Here is a 16,723-nt window from a genome sequence, read left to right as displayed (position 1 = left end):
TTTAAATCCTATGTTGAACATCATTATTTTGGCGGCCGGTTTGGGCAAGCGCATGCAGTCTGATTTGCCCAAGGTATTGCACCCCATCGCGGGGCAACCGATGCTCGGCCATGTGCTGGCAGCCGCCCGTGCCCTGTCTCCCGATCGTATCGTTGTGGTGGTGGGGCATGGCGCCGACCGTGTTCAGGCGGCATACGACACACAAGATCTCAAATTTGCCCTGCAGCAGCCTCAACAGGGCACCGGCCATGCCGTGATGCAGGCACTGCCGCAATTGCTTGAGGGTGATGCCGATGACACCAGCCTGGTGCTGTACGGCGACGTACCTTTGGTACAGGTTGATACGCTGCGTGCCCTGTTGCAGGCGCGGGGCAATGGCTTGGCACTGCTTACCGAAACATTGGACGATCCCAGCGGATATGGCCGTATCGTGCGCGACGCACAAGGGCGCGTGCAACGCATTGTCGAGCATAAGGATGCCAGCCCGGCAGAACAGGCCATTCACGAAGTCAATACCGGCATTTTGGCTGCGCCCACGGCGGCGTTGCGGCGTTGGCTGGGTGAGATCACCAACGACAATGCCCAGGGTGAGTACTACCTCACCGATGTCGTTGGCCTGGCAGTTGGCGAGAACCTTCCCGTGGCTCATGCCCAACCCGCTGCGCACTACGAAACCCTCGGTGTCAACAGTCGGGTGCAGCAGGCACAACTCGAGCGCATCTGGCAGGAAGAGCAGGCCAGACGCCTGCTCGAGCAAGGGGTGACTCTAGCCGATCCGGCGCGTTTTGATTTGCGCGGCAGCTTGCAGTGTGGCCAGGATGTCTTCATTGATGTGGGCTGTGTGTTTGAGGGCACCGTGCAACTGGCCGATGGCGTACGGGTGGGCCCGCACTGCGTGGTTCGCGATTCTTCGGTTGCTGCCGGCGCTGTCCTGGATGCGTACTCGCATCTCGAAGGCGCACAAGTGGGGGTGGCGGCACGTATCGGGCCGTATGCGCGGCTTCGTCCAGGGGCGGATGTCGGCCCTGATGCGCATGTGGGCAACTTTGTCGAACTTAAAAAAACCCGTCTGGGGCAAGGCTCCAAAGCCAATCATTTGGCGTATCTCGGGGATGCCGTCATTGGAGAACGCGTCAATATTGGTGCGGGCACCATCACTTGCAACTATGACGGAGTAAACAAGTTTCAGACCGTCATCGAAGATGACGCTTTTATTGGCTCGGATACGCAGCTGGTGGCGCCTGTCACGGTGGGGCGGGGCGCCACCCTGGGTGCCGGCACCACACTGGTGCAAGATGCTCCCCAAGGCCAGTTGACAATTTCCCGTACGCGCCAGCAAAGCATTTCCGGTTGGAAGCGTCCAGTGCGCAAATCCTGACCACATGCGTAAACCCATGCGTTTGATTGTGTTACCTGGCTGGTTACACGGCATGTAATGCAGATCCTACAGATCAACCTCGAAAAAGGCTGGCGCGGCGGCGAGCGCCAGACGTTGTTTATTTTGCAGGGGCTGCAGGCCGCCGGCCATTCGGTTGGCCTTGTCGCGCGTGGCGGTGGGCCCCTGGCTCAACGCGCCAAAGAGGCGGGGATCCCCCTGCTGCCTTGCCGGGGTACAGCCGATCTCTTGCGCACGCTGTGGCGCGTGCGGGCATCCTTTGATGTCATGCATGCCCAGACTGCCCAGGCCATGACTATGCTGGCTGTCTTGCGGCCGGTGCTTAACGCCGCCCTGGTCTTTACCCGCCGCACCGCATTTCAGTCCGGTGGGCGGCCCTGGCGGCAGCGCTGGAAATGGGCACGTGCGGATGCGCTGGTCGCAATCAGCGCAGCAGCGGCGGCAGCCCCCAGAGACTTAGGGCTGGAAGTGCAGCTGATTCCCAGTGCGGTGCAGCCAATGCTGCCTGATCCCGCGCAGGTGCAAGCCCTGCGCGCCCGCTTCGGGCTCGATGGACACCGGGTGCTGGTGACGGCTGCGGCCTTGAGCCCCGAGAAGGATCCCTTGACGCTTATTGAAGCCGTGCATCAGTTGCGTCAGCAATATCCGGATGTGGTGTGTTTGCATTGTGGCGCAGAGGGTGCCGCTGCCGCTGGCGCGCGTGCGCGTGTAGACGCGCTGGGCCTGCAAAAGCACTATCTGTTTGCTGGTTTTCAGTCGCAGGTGGGCAATGCATTGGCGGTTGCGGATGTGTATGTCAGCAGCTCGCGGTTTGAAGCCCTGGGCACCAGTGTGCTGGATGCCTGCCTGGCCGGCTTGCCCGTGGTGGCAACCCGTGTGGGTGGACACCCGGAGATCTTGTTGCCCGATCGCGGTTTGCTGGTGCCCGCAGGTGATGCGGCGCATCTGGCGCAGCGCCTGGCCTGGGTGCTGGATCATCGCGATGCAGCCCGCGAAATGGCCGAACGGGCCCAGGCCCACGTGAGGCAGGAATATTCGGTACCCGCTATGGTAGAGCGTTATCTGCGGTTGTATCGCGGGGTGGTGAGTAATTAAAGCGGCCGCAAGCTTTGGCGGTAGTGGCCGGCACGGGCGGCGTAATCGCGTGCGCTGCGCTCGAGTGCCGCGACTTCGTCGTCTGACAATGTGCGCACCGCTTTGGCAGGGACGCCCAGGATCAGGGAGCGCTCGGGAAATATCTTGCCTTCGGTTACCAGGGCACCTGCACCCACCAGGCTGTGGCGGCCAATCACTGCGCCATTAAGTACCACTGCCTGGATCCCGATCAGGGCACCATCCTGGATGGTGCAGCCATGCAGCATGGCCTGGTGCCCCACGGTCACCTCGCGGCCGATGGTGAGCGGTTTGCCGGCATCCACGTGCAGCACGGCACCTTCCTGGATATTGGAGTTTTCGCCGATATGGATGGGTTCGTTGTCTGCCCGGATTACTGCGCCTGGCCAGACGCTGGTGCCTGCCTCAAGGGTAGCGGCGCCAATAATGGTGGCTTCGGCGGCGATAAACGCAGAAGCGTCGATATGGGGAGACAGGTCTCCCAGTGCGTAGCAGGTCATGGTGATTCCGATGAATAGACAGGGTGAATTGGCTGGTTCAAGGATACTGGCGTCCCGGGGGCTTCACAAGTAATGTCCCCCGGAAACCCATCATCCAGGGCCATGGTGCCGCCTATAATCGCGTCATGACAACCCGTATCCTGATTGTCCGTACGTCCTCTCTGGGCGACCTCGTTCACATGCTGCCCGCGATCAGCGACGTGGCGGCGCATGTGGCCGGCGCAGAGATCGACTGGATCGCCGAAGAATCCTTTGCCGAGATTCCCTCATGGCATCCCGCTGTCCACGAGGTCATCCCCGTGGCGCACCGGCGTTGGCGCAGGCACTGGTGGAGTGCACAAACGCGCCGCGAACGCGCCGCCCTGCGCGAAACCCTGGCCGGGCGCCGCTACGATATCATCCTGGATATGCAGGCTTTGCTGAAATCCGTGTGGCTGGTGCGTCAGGCGCGTGGGCGGCGCCACGGGCTCGACTGGAAGTCTGCGCGTGAGCCCCTGGCATCCCTGTTTTACGACGTCCGCCACCGGGTCGAGTTCTGGCAACCCGCCATTATTCGCCAGCGCACGCTGGCTGCGGCAGCGTTTGGCTATGCCTTTGAGGGCGCTCCCGATTTTGGCCTGCAGGCCATTACTGATGGCGCTGAAGTGCAGCCGGTGGCGCTGATCATGCCGTCGGCCAGCCGTGATGACAAGCTGTGGCCAGCACCTGCCTGGCAACAGGTGTTTGATAATCTGCAGGCGCGCGGGCTGGGCCTGCGTTTGCTGGCGGGTAACGATGCCGAGCAAGACCGGGCCCGGGCCTTGATCGAAGGTCGTGACAATGCCCGGGTGTTGCCGCGTATGGGCTTGCGGCAAGTGGCTGATGAGCTCGCCCAGGCCCGTATCATGGTCGGACTGGACAGTGGCCTGACGCACCTCAGCGCAGGTCTTGGGCGGCCCACCATCGGGATCTACAAAGCGTCCACCCCGGTTCGCACACCCTTGCAGGGGCCTGCCTATACCGCCAGTCTGGGCGAGCGCGGCCAGGCACCGGATGCTGGGCAAGTACTGGCTGCCATCGACGAAGCCCTGGATGCCGCACGGTCGCCCGTTCCTGCGGTGGGGGCTGCATGAGCCGCTACCTGTATTCCCTGCTGTTGATGGTGCTGTCGCCTGTCTTGCTGTGCTGGATGGGTTTGCGGGCACGCCGCGCCGGCGGGAAATGGGCTGTACTAGGTGCCAGCCGGTTTGGGCGCTATGGTAAACAGCCTGTACAAACCGGCGCCATCTGGATTCATGCCGTCAGTCTGGGTGAAACCCGCGCAGCCCACCCCCTGATCCGGGCACTGCTTGATCTCGGTTATTCGGTGTTGCTGACGCATCTCACAGCCACCGGCCGGGCCGAGGGCCAGCGCGCTTATGTGGATGAGATGGCCGCCGGCCGTGTGCAGCAGGCGTGGCTGCCTTACGATTTTCCTGGCGCTACTCGGCGTTTTTTCCATCACTACCAGCCAGCGCTGGGGGTGTTGATCGAACGCGAACTCTGGCCCAATCTGGTGCATGCCTCCACCCAGGCGGAGGTGCCTCTAGTGCTGGCCAGTGCCCGTTTGTCTGATGCTGCCCTGTATCGCACGTTGCGTGTGGGCAGTTTGATGACACAAGCATATGGGCAGCTGGCGCGGGTATATGCGCAATCCTTGGCGGATGCGCAGCGTCTGGAACAGCTGGGCGTGCAGGGCGTCAGCGTGTCGGGCAACTTCAAGTTTGATCTTCCCCTGGATGCTGACAAGGCCGCGCGTGGACGCGCCTTTGCCGGGCAGTTGGGGCGTCAGGTGGTGGCCATTGCCAGCACCCGCGAAGGCGAGGACGCCTGGTTCATTGACGCCATCAAACGTCAGCGGCCACGCCAGGGTGACGGGATCGAAACCTCTTTGCCAGTGCTGTTCATGCTGATTCCCCGGCATCCGCAGCGCTTTGATCAGGCGGCTGATCAGCTGCGTGCTGCCGGGCTTGTATTTGTCCGGCGTACCGAGCTTCTGTCCCTGGGAGACGACAGCAGCTCTGCCGTGTCGGCCTGCAAAAAGGCGGATGTGGTGTTGGGTGATACCCTGGGCGAGATGCCCTGGTATTACGCCGCCTGCGATGTGGCGATTGTGGGGGGTAGTTTTGCACCGCTTGGGGGGCAGAATTTCATCGAAGCCAGTGCCTTGGGCTGCCCTGTGATTGTCGGGCCGCACGTCGCACACTTTGAGCAAGCGGTGGCGGATGCCCGCGCTGCCGGGGCCGCCATGCAGGTTGAAGACGCCGGCCGCGCGGTGCGTCAGGCACTGATGTGGCTGGATCAGCCCGCAGAACGGCACCAGGCCTCAGAAGCTGGACGCCATTGGGTTACCCAGCACAGGGGGGCGGTCAGCCGCGTGGTGCATGGGATTCAGTCCTTGTTGGCTGCTAGTGGGCAGGCAGTGCCGGATCAATCCACAGACAGGCCATGATACTTGCGGCCCAGTGCAATGGTGGCCTTGAAAAAGCCCTCTTTGCTGCCGCAATCGTAGCGCTCGCCATCGTAGCGGTGCCCCACGACCCGTCGTTGTGACAGCATTGCCGATATTGCATCGGTCAGTTGGATCTCCTGACCAACCCCGGCACGGGTCTGGCGCAGAAAATCAAAGATCTCCGGCTCCAGTATGTAGCGCCCGACAACTGCCAGATTGGACGGTGCATCCTTGGGTGCCGGTTTTTCGACGATGTACTCGACACGGGTGTTGCGGCTGTCCATGGCCGGGCCCGAGATGATGCCGTATTTTTGGCTGTCTTGCGGGTCGATGGTCTGGATGGCCAGCACGCTGCCATCGTGCTGATGGGCGGCGTCCACCAACTGGCGGGTCACGGCGGTTTCCGCGTCCAGCAAGTCATCGGCCAGCAACACGGCAAAGGGCTCGTTGCCCACAATGGGGGCGGCGCATAACACTGCGTGGCCCAGGCCCAGGGGTTCTGCCTGACGGGTGTAAATGCAGTGCACGTGATCAGGCAATATCGTGCGGATGACTTCCAGCAACTGGTGCTTGTTCTTGGCTTCCAGTTCGCTTTCAAGTTCCGGCATGCGATCGAAGTGGTCTTCGATTGCCCGCTTGTGGCGTCCGGTGATGAAGATCAGCTCGGTGATGCCCGCTGCCAGCGCTTCTTCTACTGCGTACTGAATCAGGGGCTTGTCCACGATAGGCAGCATTTCTTTGGGCATGGCCTTGGTGGCCGGCAGAAAACGCGTGCCCAGGCCCGCTACCGGGAACACAGCTTTACGGATGGGTTTCATTTTTGTGAGAGTTCTGGAGGAAGAGGGGTGGCGACGATCAGTACTTGCTGATTGCGCTGCGACAAGGGACGTGGCGTGCGCCCGGCATCCGCCGGTGGCGAGCCAAAAAAGCCTTGTCCGTAGGCCAGGACGGCTACGTTGGCTACGACGGCGAGAGTCAGCAAAAAGCGCATGAAGTGTGTGCCGTCAGGGCCTGGTGTGGGTGCACACCCTGGCCTGTGCGGCGGGTAACAGATTGGAGTCGAGTATAGCAATCAGCCCGGTGTGTGGCTGGTTTCTTGTCTCAGGGTGTGTCTGGCGCGTCGTGCCCGGTGTCCCCCTGGCTGGCAAGGAGTGCCAAGCCGTCCAGCACGGGGCTGTCGAGCACATGGACGGGGCCTGGCGGTAAGCTGAGCCGGTGCTGGATGAACGCCAGGCGCGCGCGCACTTCGTCAGCCACCATAGGCCAGCCGCCGCCGCTGGCAAACACAATTGGTGGACGGCCGTGGGCACGGTCGCGGGCCAGTTGCCACTGGCGCATCAGGGCGCCGGCCTGGGCTGCTGCGACACCACTGCTGATGGCATCGTGCGTATTTTGTGGAAAATCGGCCAGGTGGCCGGCCGCCAGTGGCAGTTGTGCCGTGCCCTGAGCCAGGCTGTGCAGCATCAGGGACGGCCCCGGAAAAATCAGCCCACCCAAAAACGCCGGCAGGCAGTCTACCTGTGCAGGCGGTGGCATCAATGTGTCGATAGTGGTGGCCGTGCCGAAGCTGGCCAGTAACGCTGGATGGCCATTTTGCCAGGCAGGATCTGCCCCAAGATGCTGCAACAGGCCCAGCAGGCCCAGCCAGCGATCTGACCCCAGGCGCCCGGGTGGTGTGTAGGGGTTGGAGAGCAAAGTATGCCCGGCCCGGGTATCGCACCAGTGGACGGATACCCCCCAAGTGGCGAGGCAGGCCTGGTTTAACCGCTGGCCGGCCGCAGGGCCCGCCACGTTGGAGCCCAGGATGCGGGTGGGGGGCTGTGGCAGGTAGTGCGCCAGATTGGCCAGATGGCTGTCTTCCAGTGTCAGGGCAGGGGTTTGCCGGGTGTGGGTGACGGGATCCAGCCAGGCGGCTTTACTGCGGGTGTTGCCCGCGTCAATCAGAAGCATCATCGTCGCACCCGCACGGAAATTTCACCCACCGACACCGGGGTGGTGCCGTCGTTGTTACGCAGCAGCAATCGCCCTTGTGGGTCGATGCCGCACGCCACGCCCGTCTGGCGCAGCTTGCCGTTGTCCAGCACATCCAGGATCTGGCCTGCCAGGCCGTCGACTTCTGCGTATTGGGCGGGCAGGTCGGAAAAGCCATGGGCGCTGGCCAGGTTCAGGGCCTCGTGCCAGGTCTGGGCCAGATGGCAGACGCATTGCCCCGCCTGGACGCCCGCTGCCGTCGCGTCGACAGCGCTGATCTCGGACCAGTCGGCTACCTGGCGGTCGAGTGACAGTGAGAGTGCCCGCGCGTCCTGCAAATTGAGTCCCATGCCGATGATGATGAGGTGGTGATCGGCGGTAGGGGCGGTGCCCGCGCGTGTGGATTCGATCAGGATCCCGGCCAGCTTGGCCTGATCCCACTGCACGTCGTTGGGCCATTTCATGTTGATCCGGCTGCGCACTGCCGGGCCAACCAGGCGGCGCAGGGCCTGGCAACTGACCATGCCGATCAGTGGTGCCAGGGTAGGCAGTTGCCGTGCGGGCAAAAAGACATCGAAGGCGCAGGAAAACATCAGGTTTGAGCCCACGCGGTTTTGCCAGGTGCGCCCCGCACGTCCGCGGCCTTGTGTCTGCAGATGCGTGCCCAGCAGCCAGGGCCGATTCATGGCCCCGTGGCGTGCACGATCAAGCAGATCAGCGTTGGTGGATCGCGTCTCGGGCAACCAGTCGGTGTGGCCAAAACGCGGCAAACCGGCCTTGATCTGTGCGGCAAGAACCCCAGGTGGGGGCAATGCAAGCGAAGAAGTATCTGAAGAGGGGGCTGTCATGTCAGTAGAATGACGGTATGTGACATACCGGAGAGCCTTTTATGGGTTTGCGAACGCAACAAGCGGCCTTTCAGGGGATGTCGGGAACCGTTGAATATACCGTGGACCATCCCGAACAGTCACCTGTTGGCTGGGCGCTGGTGCTGCACCCGCATCCTTTGCATGGCGGCACACGCGACAATAAGGTCGTCACCACGGTGGCGCGCACCTGCGTGCAGCGTGGCCTGCTGACCATCCGTCCCAATTTTCGTGGTGTGGGTGGTTCCGAGGGCGTGTTCGATCACGCAGTGGGTGAAACCCGAGATATGGTTGCCTGTGTCGAGCATGTGCGCCAGACATGGCCGCACGCCTGCGCGGGCCCCTGGGCGCTGGCGGGGTTCTCGTTTGGCTCTGCCGTGGCTGCGCAGCTATATGCCGAGCTTGCAGATCTCGACGTGCCGTTGCCGCGCCGCCTGATGCTGATCGGTTGCGCCGTCGAGCGCTTTCGCTATCGTGCCTTGTCGTTGCCACCCGATGTCCTGATGATCCATGGCGAGCAGGATGAAGTGGTTCCGGTTTCCGAGGCGCTGGACTTTGCCAGGACGCATCAGTTGCCGCTGACGCTAGTACCCGATGCCAGCCACTTTTTTCATGGCAGGCTTTTGATCCTGCGCCAGATTGTGCAGCAGGGGCTGGCTGGTCTGCACGAGGCGCCAGACACCGGTGCCTGAACCAATGCACGAGCTGCAAACCATGCTCGCTATGTTTGGGGACGCTTGCGATAAATAGGCTGGATCGCGGCATTTTCACGGCCGTGACAGACAGCCTTCTTTGCGCGTCCTTGTTTCAGTTGCTTTCGTTTTGTCTCGATTTCTCCGGCCCGGGCTTTAAGGCGGCCTTCTGACGCTGCCTATAATGGGCCTCATATTTCGCCTGTTTCAACCTTTCACCGTGAACCTGCCCATGAGATTTTCTCTGCTGACCCTCTCCCGCTTTCGCCTGGCACCTTGGGCGCTTAGTTGCGCCTTGTTGCTTGCCCCGGGCGCGGCGTGGTCGGCTGATGCACCGCAGCCTGCGTCGGCCGAGACCCCTGCTCCCTCCGAGACCATCGGCGTCAGTACCTTGTCCAATATTCCGTTACCCACCTTGGGTGCAAAAGCCTGGCTTACCCTTGACGCCACCAGTGGACAAATCATTGCAGCACAAAATCCCACGGCCGCTGTCGAACCCGCCTCGCTGACCAAGCTGATGTCGGCTTATGTCATCTTTGAAGCCCTGGAGACAGGCAGGCTGAAGCTTGATCAAACTGTACACGTCTCGGAAAAAGCCTGGCGCACCGAAGGCTCGCGGATGTTCATCAACCCCAATACGGATGTTCTGGTGGACGATCTGTTGCAGGGGATGCTGGTGCAATCTGGCAACGATGCCACCGTGGCGCTGGCAGAAGGCGTGGCTGGCAGCGAGTCTGCCTTTGTGGCTCTGATGAACCAGCAGGCTAAGGCACTGGGGATGACGCATACCCATTTCGTCAACTCCACCGGCTTGCCCGACCCTGATCATGTCACCACGGTAGAAGATCTTGCCGTGCTGGCGCGCGCATTGGTGCAGCGGTTTCCGCAATATCGGCACTATGATAGCCAAAAAGAATTTACCTACAACAACATCAAGCAGAGCAACCGCAATCGTCTGTTGTGGGCTGATTCCACCGTCGATGGCCTGAAAACCGGGCACACGCAGTCGGCGGGCTATTGTCTGGTGGCCACGGCCTTGCGTGACGAGCGTCGCGTGGTGTCTGTGGTGGTGGGGGCTGCCAGCGATGCTGCCCGCACCGAAGCCAGCCTCAAGCTGCTGAACTGGAGCTTCAAAAACTTTGACACGGTCAAGCTGCTGGACAAGACCAAGCCGGCAGTGGCGGCGCGCGTCTGGGAAGGCGAGTCTGAAACCGCCGACCTCGGCGTCAACACGCCCTTGTGGATCACGGTTCCTCGTGGCCAGGCCGATCAGATCAAAACGGAAGCCCGCTATACGCAACCCTTGATGGCGCCGCTCACCGAAGGGCAAGCGGCTGGAGATCTGGTGATCTCGCTGGGTGATAAAACCCTGAAGAAGGTGCCGTTGCAAGTGATGCACTCAGTGCCTCAGGCTGGGTTCTTTGGCCGTCTGGTGGATAAGGTTCGGTTGATGTTCCAATAACAGCACATGTCCAGCATTCCTCCCGAAGACTCCCTGATTCGTTACCCCTGCGACTTTCCCATCAAAGTGATGGGGCGGGCGCAGGATACGTTTTTGCCGGCGATGTCCGCACTGGTGCAGGGTTTTATTCCTGACTTCGACCCCGCCACCATCGAGGTGCGTCCCAGCCGCAGTGGCAATTATCTAGGTCTTACCCTCTTGGTCAGGGTGCAATCGCGCCAGCAGCTCGACGACCTGTATCGCGCCCTGCATGGGCATGATCTGGTGTCTGTGGTGCTCTAGGGCGACACCATGCAACTGCGTTGGCTGGATCGTCCCGCGCCATACCTGCCGGTGTGGGAGGCCATGCAGGCCTATACCGAAAACCGCACGGATCAGTCGGAAGACGCCCTTTGGCTGGTTGAGCACGCGCCGGTCTATACCCTGGGCCAGGCGGGGCTGGAATCCCATATCCTCAACCCCCACGGGATCCCGGTGGTGCATTGCAATCGTGGTGGGCAGGTCACTTATCACGGCCCGGGACAGGTGGTGCTCTATACGCTGGTCGATTTGCGCCGCAAAGGGATTTTTGTCCGGGACTACGTCAGCCTTCTCGAGCAGGCTGTTTTGGATACCTTGTCTGTGCTGGGGCTTTCGCAGGCATGCCGCAAACCGGGCGCCCCGGGTATCTATGTGCCGCAATCTGCGCTTGTCCGGCCACAAGGCGAGGCACTGGCCAAAATTGCCGCCTTGGGGATCAAGATCCGTCGTGGGTGCGCCTACCACGGGGTTGCGCTTAACGTATCTATGGATCTCACGCCATTTCTGGGCATCAACCCCTGCGGATATGCAGGCTTGCAGACGGTTGATTTGCAGTCTTGCGGGATCCGTGCCAATCTCGTTGATGTGGGCAATTTGCTGGCCCGGCACTTCAGGCAGGCCTGGCAGGCTGACCACTCTCAAGGAGACCTTGCACATGTCACACTCACCCGATGATCTGGTGCTTGTCGAGCGCCACCAAGACGTGCTCACGCTGACGCTGAACCGGCCCGACCAGTTCAATGCCATGTCAGAAGACATGCTCGATGCACTGCAGGTGCAACTGGACGCCTGCCGCGACGACGCTGCTTTGCGTGCCGTCGTTCTGGCAGCCCGGGGACGAGCCTTTTGTGCGGGTCACGACCTTAAACAGATGCGCACCCACGAAGGCGATGCTGATTACTATCGCGAGCTGTTTACCCGCTGCGGCCGGGTGATGCAGGCCCTGGTAGCGTGCCCTGTGCCCGTGATTGCGCGTGTGCATGGCACCGCCACAGCTGCCGGCTGCCAACTGGTGGCCAGCTGTGATCTTGCTGTGGCGGCCGACAGCGCGCGCTTTGCAGTATCCGGCATCAATGTCGGGTTGTTTTGTTCGACACCCGCGGTGGCACTGACGCGCAACGTACCGCTTAAAAATGCGTTCGAAATGCTGGTGACAGGGCAATTCATCAGCGCTGCACGGGCCGTGGATACCGGCCTGGTCAACCATGTCGTCCCTGATGATCAGCTGGATGTGGCAGTGGCCGGGCTGGTGGACACCATTGTGGCCAAGAGCCCGGTGGCGGTTCGCATTGGCAAAGCGATGCTGTATCGGCAGTTGAATATGCCGCTATCACAGGCCTACGAATACGCCGCTGGCGTGATGACGGAAAACATGCTCACTGATGATGTCTCCGAAGGCATCGATGCCTTCATGCAAAAGCGGGCGCCTCGTTTCACGGGTAAATAAAGGGTTAAATAAGGGTTATCCCTTGTATTTTTGACCCATCTCAAAACGATTGCAAGGGGTTGCGGGTTCAATAAGAGGGTACTTCCGGAGCCCCCTTATGACTGCGCCCTTACCATCCCCCGATCGGCACTCTTTTTTTCATCCCGCGTGGTTGCGCCATTGGGTGCGGGCGGCATGCTCTGTTACCGGCGTTGTACTTTTGTCCGGAGTCATGGCCGCATCGTACGCCTTGGCGTCAGAGTTTGAAACGGTGGTGATTCCGCACGGTACTTTCACTTACCAGGCGCCCGGCGAGTTCCTGGATCACGGCACACCTGTGGATGCCCCCATGATCCAGGGGATGGTGGGCAGCGGCCGCGTGATCATGCGTCGTCAGGTGAGCCAGGCCGAATACGCCGGCTGTGTGCAGGCGGGGGCTTGCAAGCCCCTGGACAAAGGCTTTCGGTCCTTGAATTCTCCGGATTTGCCCGCTGTGGGCGTCAGCTGGGCAGACGCCACAGCGTATGCGGCCTGGCTGTCGCAACAAACAGGGCATACCTGGCGCCTGCCGGAGTATGCCGAGTGGGTGCGTGCCGCCGCTGATCGCTATCGCCCGGAAGGCGCCTTGCCGTCCGATCCGGCTGACCCCGCTGTGCGTTGGCTGGCCCAATATGATCGCGAAATTGCTCGCGCCCGAGGCCGTATCAAGGCTGCCCAGGCGTTTGGCCATTTTGGACTTAACGCGCTGGGCCTGAGCGATATGGCCGGCAATGTCTGGGAGTGGACCAACACGTGCTTTGTCAGCCACCGTGTTGGGGCGCTGGATCTGGCGCCTCGTGAGAACTGTAGTGTGCGCATCCTTGCCGGTGCTCATATTGCTGCCATGCCCGACTTCATCCGCGACCCGCGCAATGGCGCCTGCTCGATTGGCTTACCTCCCGCCAATCTGGGGTTTCGTCTGGTTCGTGAAAACGCAACCGCTTCCTGATGCAGTTTGCGCCAGATCAAACTTTGTTCATCAACCTTAACCTTTGCTGAATAAGTTTGATCTGGCGCAATAAGGGTTAACCCAGCCCATGCCACGATGGTGTTGTCGAACAAGACGACATTATCAAACAGGGAGTTGTATATGAAGGTCTTTCGTCTGTGTATGGCCGCCACGGCTTTGGCTTCGTTGATGGCTGGTGGTGCAGCGCTGGCAGACCCCGCGGATGCCCTGGAGCATATCCGCCCGATGCTGGTCGCCCCGCCCAATGTGATGGCTCATGAGCAAGCCACCAAAGCCAAGCCGCGGGTTGTCGAGTTCACCATGACGATCGAGGAAAAGCAGATCGTCGTCGATGAAGAAAATGGTACGACGCTGCAGGCAATGACCTTCAATGGCACAATGCCCGGGCCAACCATGGTGGTGCATGAGGGTGATTATGTTCAGCTGACGCTCATCAATCCCACCAAAAATACGCTTGAGCACAACATCGATTTTCATGCCTCTACCGGGGCCTTGGGGGGCGGTGCGCTTACCAAGATCAAGCCGGGCGAGCAAACCGTGTTGCGCTTCAAGGCTGATCGCACGGGTGCGTTTATCTACCATTGCGCCCCCGAAGGCATGGTGCCCTGGCATGTGGTATCGGGCATGAGCGGCACGTTGATGGTGCTGCCTCGAGAAGGCCTGAAAGACGGCGACGGCAACAAGCTGCACTACGACAAAGCCTACACGATTGGCGAGTTCGATCTCTATATCCCCAAGGACGAAGAAGGTAATTTCAAGTCGTACGAAACCCCGCTTGAAAGCTATGGCGATACGGTCGAGACCATGCGCAAGCTGGTGCCTTCGCATGTGGTGTTCAACGGCAAGGTGGGCGCGCTCACCGGAGAGGGTGCCCTCACATCCAAAGTGGGTGAGTCAGTGCTGTTTATCCATTCCACAGCCAACCGCGACACGCGTCCGCACCTGATTGGTGGCCACGGGGATTACGTCTGGGCAACCGGCAAGTTCATCAACCGTCCCGAGCGCAATCTCGAAACCTGGTTCATCCCGGGTGGCACGGCAGGGGTTGCTCTGTACACCTTCAAGCAGCCTGGCGTGTATGCCTACGTCAATCACAACCTGATCGAGGCTTTCGAGCTGGGTGCGGCAGGTCACGTCAAGGTCGAGGGCAAATGGGACAACGACCTCATGAAGCAAGTGGTGGCCCCAAGCCCCATCCCCTGACGTAGGGTTTTTCCAACACGCCACATACCAATTACTCACGGAGATTTTCAGATGTTCATCAAGTCCTTAAGCACTGTCGTCCTGGGCATGGCACTGTTGCCCGCCTTGTCGATGGCCAGCGATCACAGCACCCTTAAACAAGGCGAAAAGCTGTATAAATCGGCATGCATTGCCTGCCATAGCACGGGTGCTGCCAATGCGCCCAAGCTGGGTAACAAAAAGGCCTGGGAGCCCATTATCGCCCGCGGCATGGATGAAATGATGTCTGTGGCCACGCATGGCAAGGGCGCCATGCCGGCCCGTGGCGGTACCAAGGCAGATGACGCCGCCTTGCGTGCGGCCGTAGAGTACATGGTCAGCCGCGTGCGCTAAGCCTTGGTACGGTGTGTGGTGTTGCCCGGCCGTTTTGACTCAGGCCTGCCGATGCAGGCCGTCAAAACGAAACAGCGGCTGTTGTTGGCCGGGCTCGTAGACAAGCCACTGTGGGGTATCACCCGAGAGGTTGATATGCACGGTGGCCATGGTGTTTTCGTGGTCGGTATCTTGGGCTGACAGGCGCAGAATCGGCTCTTGTGCATCACTGGTGTCGCGGAGAATCTCCAGGGCGTCGGTGGTGTCTTGCGCGAGTGTGTCGCCCCGTTGCTGCCGGTGTTGCGACGATGCCGTAATGATCTGCGCCAGCCCCTGCTGGGTGTCGTGGATGGCATGGTTGGCATGCACGCGGCGCCCCTGGCGCACGGGCTGCACAGACACGGCCTCTTGGGTGAACTCGACACTGAAGCTGGCGGGTGCGCCCGCCTGGCCAATCCCCAGATGAAACGCCCCCATGCGTGGGTGCTTGCGCAAGATGGTGATCGCTTGTGCGGGCGATTGTGAGGCCAGCAAGGCGCGGGTGAGCATCATGCGGGGCAAGCCCGTAGCCTGCGCTTCTTGCGCGCGGATATTGTTGACGGTGATGGCAACGCCGGCCTGGTTTACCGCAAAGGTGTGCCCGGGCAAGGAGCCCGGATAGACAAACGAGACAAAGGCCGGTGCATCGATGGGCCGAACCCGGGCCAGCCCGCAGGCGCCCGCAAATCCGGGGTCTCCGTCTTCGTTGTGGCTGAGGGATTGTGGTTGCAGCACTGTGGTGCAGCCATCTGGTGCCATTGCCCAGAGATCCCCCCGGCAATTCCATAAAAACACATCCTGGCTGGGCAGGCCCAGGCCTTCGGCCAGGCCGGCGAGCTCGCGATCTATCCACGGAAAATGGCGATGCAGGAGATCGTGCAGGGCGCAGATGCCCGGGTGATCCCGAAATGCCATGACTTGCGCCCAGGCGGCAGACTGCACCAGGTGTCGCTGGCAGGCATCGGCCCCCCATTGCCCGAGTGCCAGGCCGATCTCGTAGTGGGAGCCGTGTGCATCCAGCCACGACAGGGAAGGATCAGGGGACAAATCAGGCATCATAGATAAGCGCCAGTGGCGTGCAGCTGTGCTTCGGCTTGGGAAAGTGCCGTGATGGCGGATCCGCCGCTGTGCATCAGCCATTGTTGGGCCAGCATTTCGACCAATGACTGCAGGGCCACCGTGGAGGGAAAAAACGAGGGCCCCTGGACGGATGCAATGAGGATATGGTCGGCCAGCAAGGCGGTGGGCGCAACCTGGCTGTCGCAAAGTGCCAACAGTGTGCATCCGCGCTGGCGTGCTGCCTGGGCAACTTCCAGGATCTCACGCGAGTAGGGCGCATAGCTGATGACAATGACGGTGTCCTCAGGCTGCAGATGATGTAGATCCAGGCTCATGGTGCCCCCGGCATTGTGCAGCAGATGAACGTTGGGGTGAAATAGGCTGCACAGGTAGCATAGGCTGAATGCTGGTGGGTATGACGACCGAAAGCCGGCGATGGCGATGCGTTTGGCTTTGATCAAGTGCGCCACGGCGCGTTGCATGGCCTGTTGGTTGCTAGATTCCAGGCTGGCGATATTGCGTGCTTGTTGGCTGCTTGCCGTGTGCCAGCTGGCCTCGCCAGGTTCGGAGCGCTCGAGTAGCGATTGTGCGCGAGCGGTATAACTGTTTGGATTGTGTTGGAGGTCGCGGGTAAACACCGCTTTTAGTGTTTCCCAGCCTGGATAGCCCAGGTGCTGTGCCAGCCGCACCAATGTGGCTGGCTGTACTTCGGCTTGCAAGGCCAGCTTGCGGGCCGAAAGCGTGGACACCTGCGCGGGGTGGTCGATGAGGTATCGGGCAGCCTGCTGAAACTGTGGACTGAGCTGGTTGTACTGCGACTGAATATGTTGGATCAGCGCGTCAGGTGTAGCTGGTGGCGGCATAAG

At 61.1% G+C, this 16,723-nt stretch carries 19 protein-coding genes; 12 read left to right on the top strand and 7 right to left on the bottom strand.

From position 1 onward, the window contains the following. Positions 1–10 precede the first annotated feature (10 nt). Complete coding sequence (gene glmU / locus WA928_RS03340) at positions 11–1,378, top strand: bifunctional UDP-N-acetylglucosamine diphosphorylase/glucosamine-1-phosphate N-acetyltransferase GlmU (RefSeq protein ID WP_424299490.1); 1,368 nt, start codon at positions 11–13, stop codon at positions 1,376–1,378. A gap of 57 nt (positions 1,379–1,435) precedes the next feature. After that, positions 1,436–2,491 (top strand): glycosyltransferase family 4 protein, encoded by a 1,056-nt coding sequence (locus WA928_RS03335; RefSeq protein WP_424299487.1) that lies wholly within the window; start codon positions 1,436–1,438, stop codon positions 2,489–2,491. On the opposite strand, the gene WA928_RS03330 is transcribed toward WA928_RS03335, so the two are convergent. Beyond that, positions 2,488–3,009: a gamma carbonic anhydrase family protein gene (locus WA928_RS03330; RefSeq protein WP_424299485.1), complete on the bottom strand. Its 522-nt coding sequence runs from the start codon at positions 3,007–3,009 to the stop codon at positions 2,488–2,490. The genes WA928_RS03335 and WA928_RS03330 overlap by 4 nt on opposite strands. Positions 3,010–3,134: 125 nt before the next feature. Here WA928_RS03330 and waaC point away from each other — a divergent pair, with 125 nt between their 5' ends. Beyond that, positions 3,135–4,121 carry a lipopolysaccharide heptosyltransferase I gene (gene waaC, locus WA928_RS03325; RefSeq protein ID WP_424299482.1) on the top strand — a complete coding sequence of 329 codons (987 nt, stop codon included), beginning with the start codon at positions 3,135–3,137 and terminating at the stop codon, positions 4,119–4,121. After that, positions 4,118–5,479 (top strand): 3-deoxy-D-manno-octulosonic acid transferase, encoded by a 1,362-nt coding sequence (locus tag WA928_RS03320; RefSeq protein ID WP_424299479.1) that lies wholly within the window; start codon positions 4,118–4,120, stop codon positions 5,477–5,479. The genes waaC and WA928_RS03320 overlap by 4 nt, the downstream gene beginning before the upstream one ends. Here WA928_RS03320 and galU read toward each other — a convergent pair. The 4 genes from galU to WA928_RS03300 all read right to left on the bottom strand — a co-directional run bounded on the left by galU (position 5,458) and on the right by WA928_RS03300 (position 8,298). Beyond that, a complete protein-coding gene (gene galU / locus WA928_RS03315) occupies positions 5,458–6,297 on the bottom strand; it encodes a UTP--glucose-1-phosphate uridylyltransferase GalU (protein ID WP_350380070.1) in 840 nt (279 codons plus the stop codon). The two genes, WA928_RS03320 and galU, sit on opposite strands and share 22 nt — an antisense overlap. Beyond that, complete coding sequence (locus tag WA928_RS03310) at positions 6,294–6,470, bottom strand: hypothetical protein (protein WP_424299476.1); 177 nt, start codon at positions 6,468–6,470, stop codon at positions 6,294–6,296. The genes galU and WA928_RS03310 overlap by 4 nt, the downstream gene beginning before the upstream one ends. A 110-nt stretch (positions 6,471–6,580) precedes the next feature. Next, positions 6,581–7,432 carry a type III pantothenate kinase gene (locus WA928_RS03305; protein ID WP_424299473.1) on the bottom strand — a complete coding sequence of 284 codons (852 nt, stop codon included), beginning with the start codon at positions 7,430–7,432 and terminating at the stop codon, positions 6,581–6,583. Next, entirely contained in the window at positions 7,429–8,298 is an 870-nt protein-coding gene (locus WA928_RS03300; protein WP_424299470.1) for a biotin--[acetyl-CoA-carboxylase] ligase, read from the bottom strand. The genes WA928_RS03305 and WA928_RS03300 overlap by 4 nt, the downstream gene beginning before the upstream one ends. Before the next feature lie 41 nt (positions 8,299–8,339). Here WA928_RS03300 and WA928_RS03295 point away from each other — a divergent pair, with 41 nt between their 5' ends. From WA928_RS03295 to WA928_RS03260, 8 genes are all read left to right on the top strand, one after another. Continuing rightward, positions 8,340–9,008, top strand: a complete 669-nt coding sequence (locus tag WA928_RS03295; protein WP_424299467.1) for an alpha/beta hydrolase — start codon at positions 8,340–8,342, stop codon at positions 9,006–9,008. A gap of 232 nt (positions 9,009–9,240) precedes the next feature. Beyond that, entirely contained in the window at positions 9,241–10,470 is a 1,230-nt protein-coding gene (locus WA928_RS03290) for a D-alanyl-D-alanine carboxypeptidase family protein (protein WP_424299464.1), read from the top strand. A gap of 6 nt (positions 10,471–10,476) precedes the next feature. Next, positions 10,477–10,752 carry a DUF493 family protein gene (locus tag WA928_RS03285; protein ID WP_424299461.1) on the top strand — a complete coding sequence of 92 codons (276 nt, stop codon included), beginning with the start codon at positions 10,477–10,479 and terminating at the stop codon, positions 10,750–10,752. Between the two features lie 9 nt (positions 10,753–10,761). Further along, positions 10,762–11,445 (top strand): lipoyl(octanoyl) transferase LipB, encoded by a 684-nt coding sequence (gene lipB / locus WA928_RS03280; RefSeq protein ID WP_424299458.1) that lies wholly within the window; start codon positions 10,762–10,764, stop codon positions 11,443–11,445. Continuing rightward, positions 11,426–12,217, top strand: coding sequence for an enoyl-CoA hydratase (locus WA928_RS03275; RefSeq protein WP_424299455.1), 792 nt, complete (start codon positions 11,426–11,428; stop codon positions 12,215–12,217). Before lipB ends, WA928_RS03275 begins: the two co-directional genes overlap by 20 nt. Before the next feature lie 211 nt (positions 12,218–12,428). Next, entirely contained in the window at positions 12,429–13,184 is a 756-nt protein-coding gene (locus tag WA928_RS03270) for an SUMF1/EgtB/PvdO family nonheme iron enzyme (protein WP_424299452.1), read from the top strand. A 141-nt stretch (positions 13,185–13,325) separates the two neighbouring features. Then, a complete protein-coding gene (nirK, locus tag WA928_RS03265) occupies positions 13,326–14,408 on the top strand; it encodes a copper-containing nitrite reductase (protein WP_424299449.1) in 1,083 nt (360 codons plus the stop codon). A gap of 51 nt (positions 14,409–14,459) precedes the next feature. Continuing rightward, positions 14,460–14,780, top strand: coding sequence for a c-type cytochrome (locus WA928_RS03260; protein WP_424299446.1), 321 nt, complete (start codon positions 14,460–14,462; stop codon positions 14,778–14,780). 39 nt (positions 14,781–14,819) lie between these two features. Here WA928_RS03260 and WA928_RS03255 read toward each other — a convergent pair whose 3' ends face one another. Next, positions 14,820–15,857: a C45 family autoproteolytic acyltransferase/hydolase gene (locus tag WA928_RS03255; protein ID WP_424299443.1), complete on the bottom strand. Its 1,038-nt coding sequence runs from the start codon at positions 15,855–15,857 to the stop codon at positions 14,820–14,822. After that, entirely contained in the window at positions 15,854–16,720 is an 867-nt protein-coding gene (locus tag WA928_RS03250; protein WP_424299440.1) for a MurR/RpiR family transcriptional regulator, read from the bottom strand. Before WA928_RS03250 ends, WA928_RS03255 begins: the two co-directional genes overlap by 4 nt. Between the last annotated feature and the right edge of the window lie 3 nt (positions 16,721–16,723).

This window comes from Castellaniella sp., from assembly GCF_049651205.1.
Taxonomy (GTDB): Bacteria; Pseudomonadota; Gammaproteobacteria; order Burkholderiales; family Burkholderiaceae_B; genus Castellaniella.
Note: the sequence above shows the minus strand (reverse complement) of the source record. Positions and strands in the feature narration are given on the sequence as shown.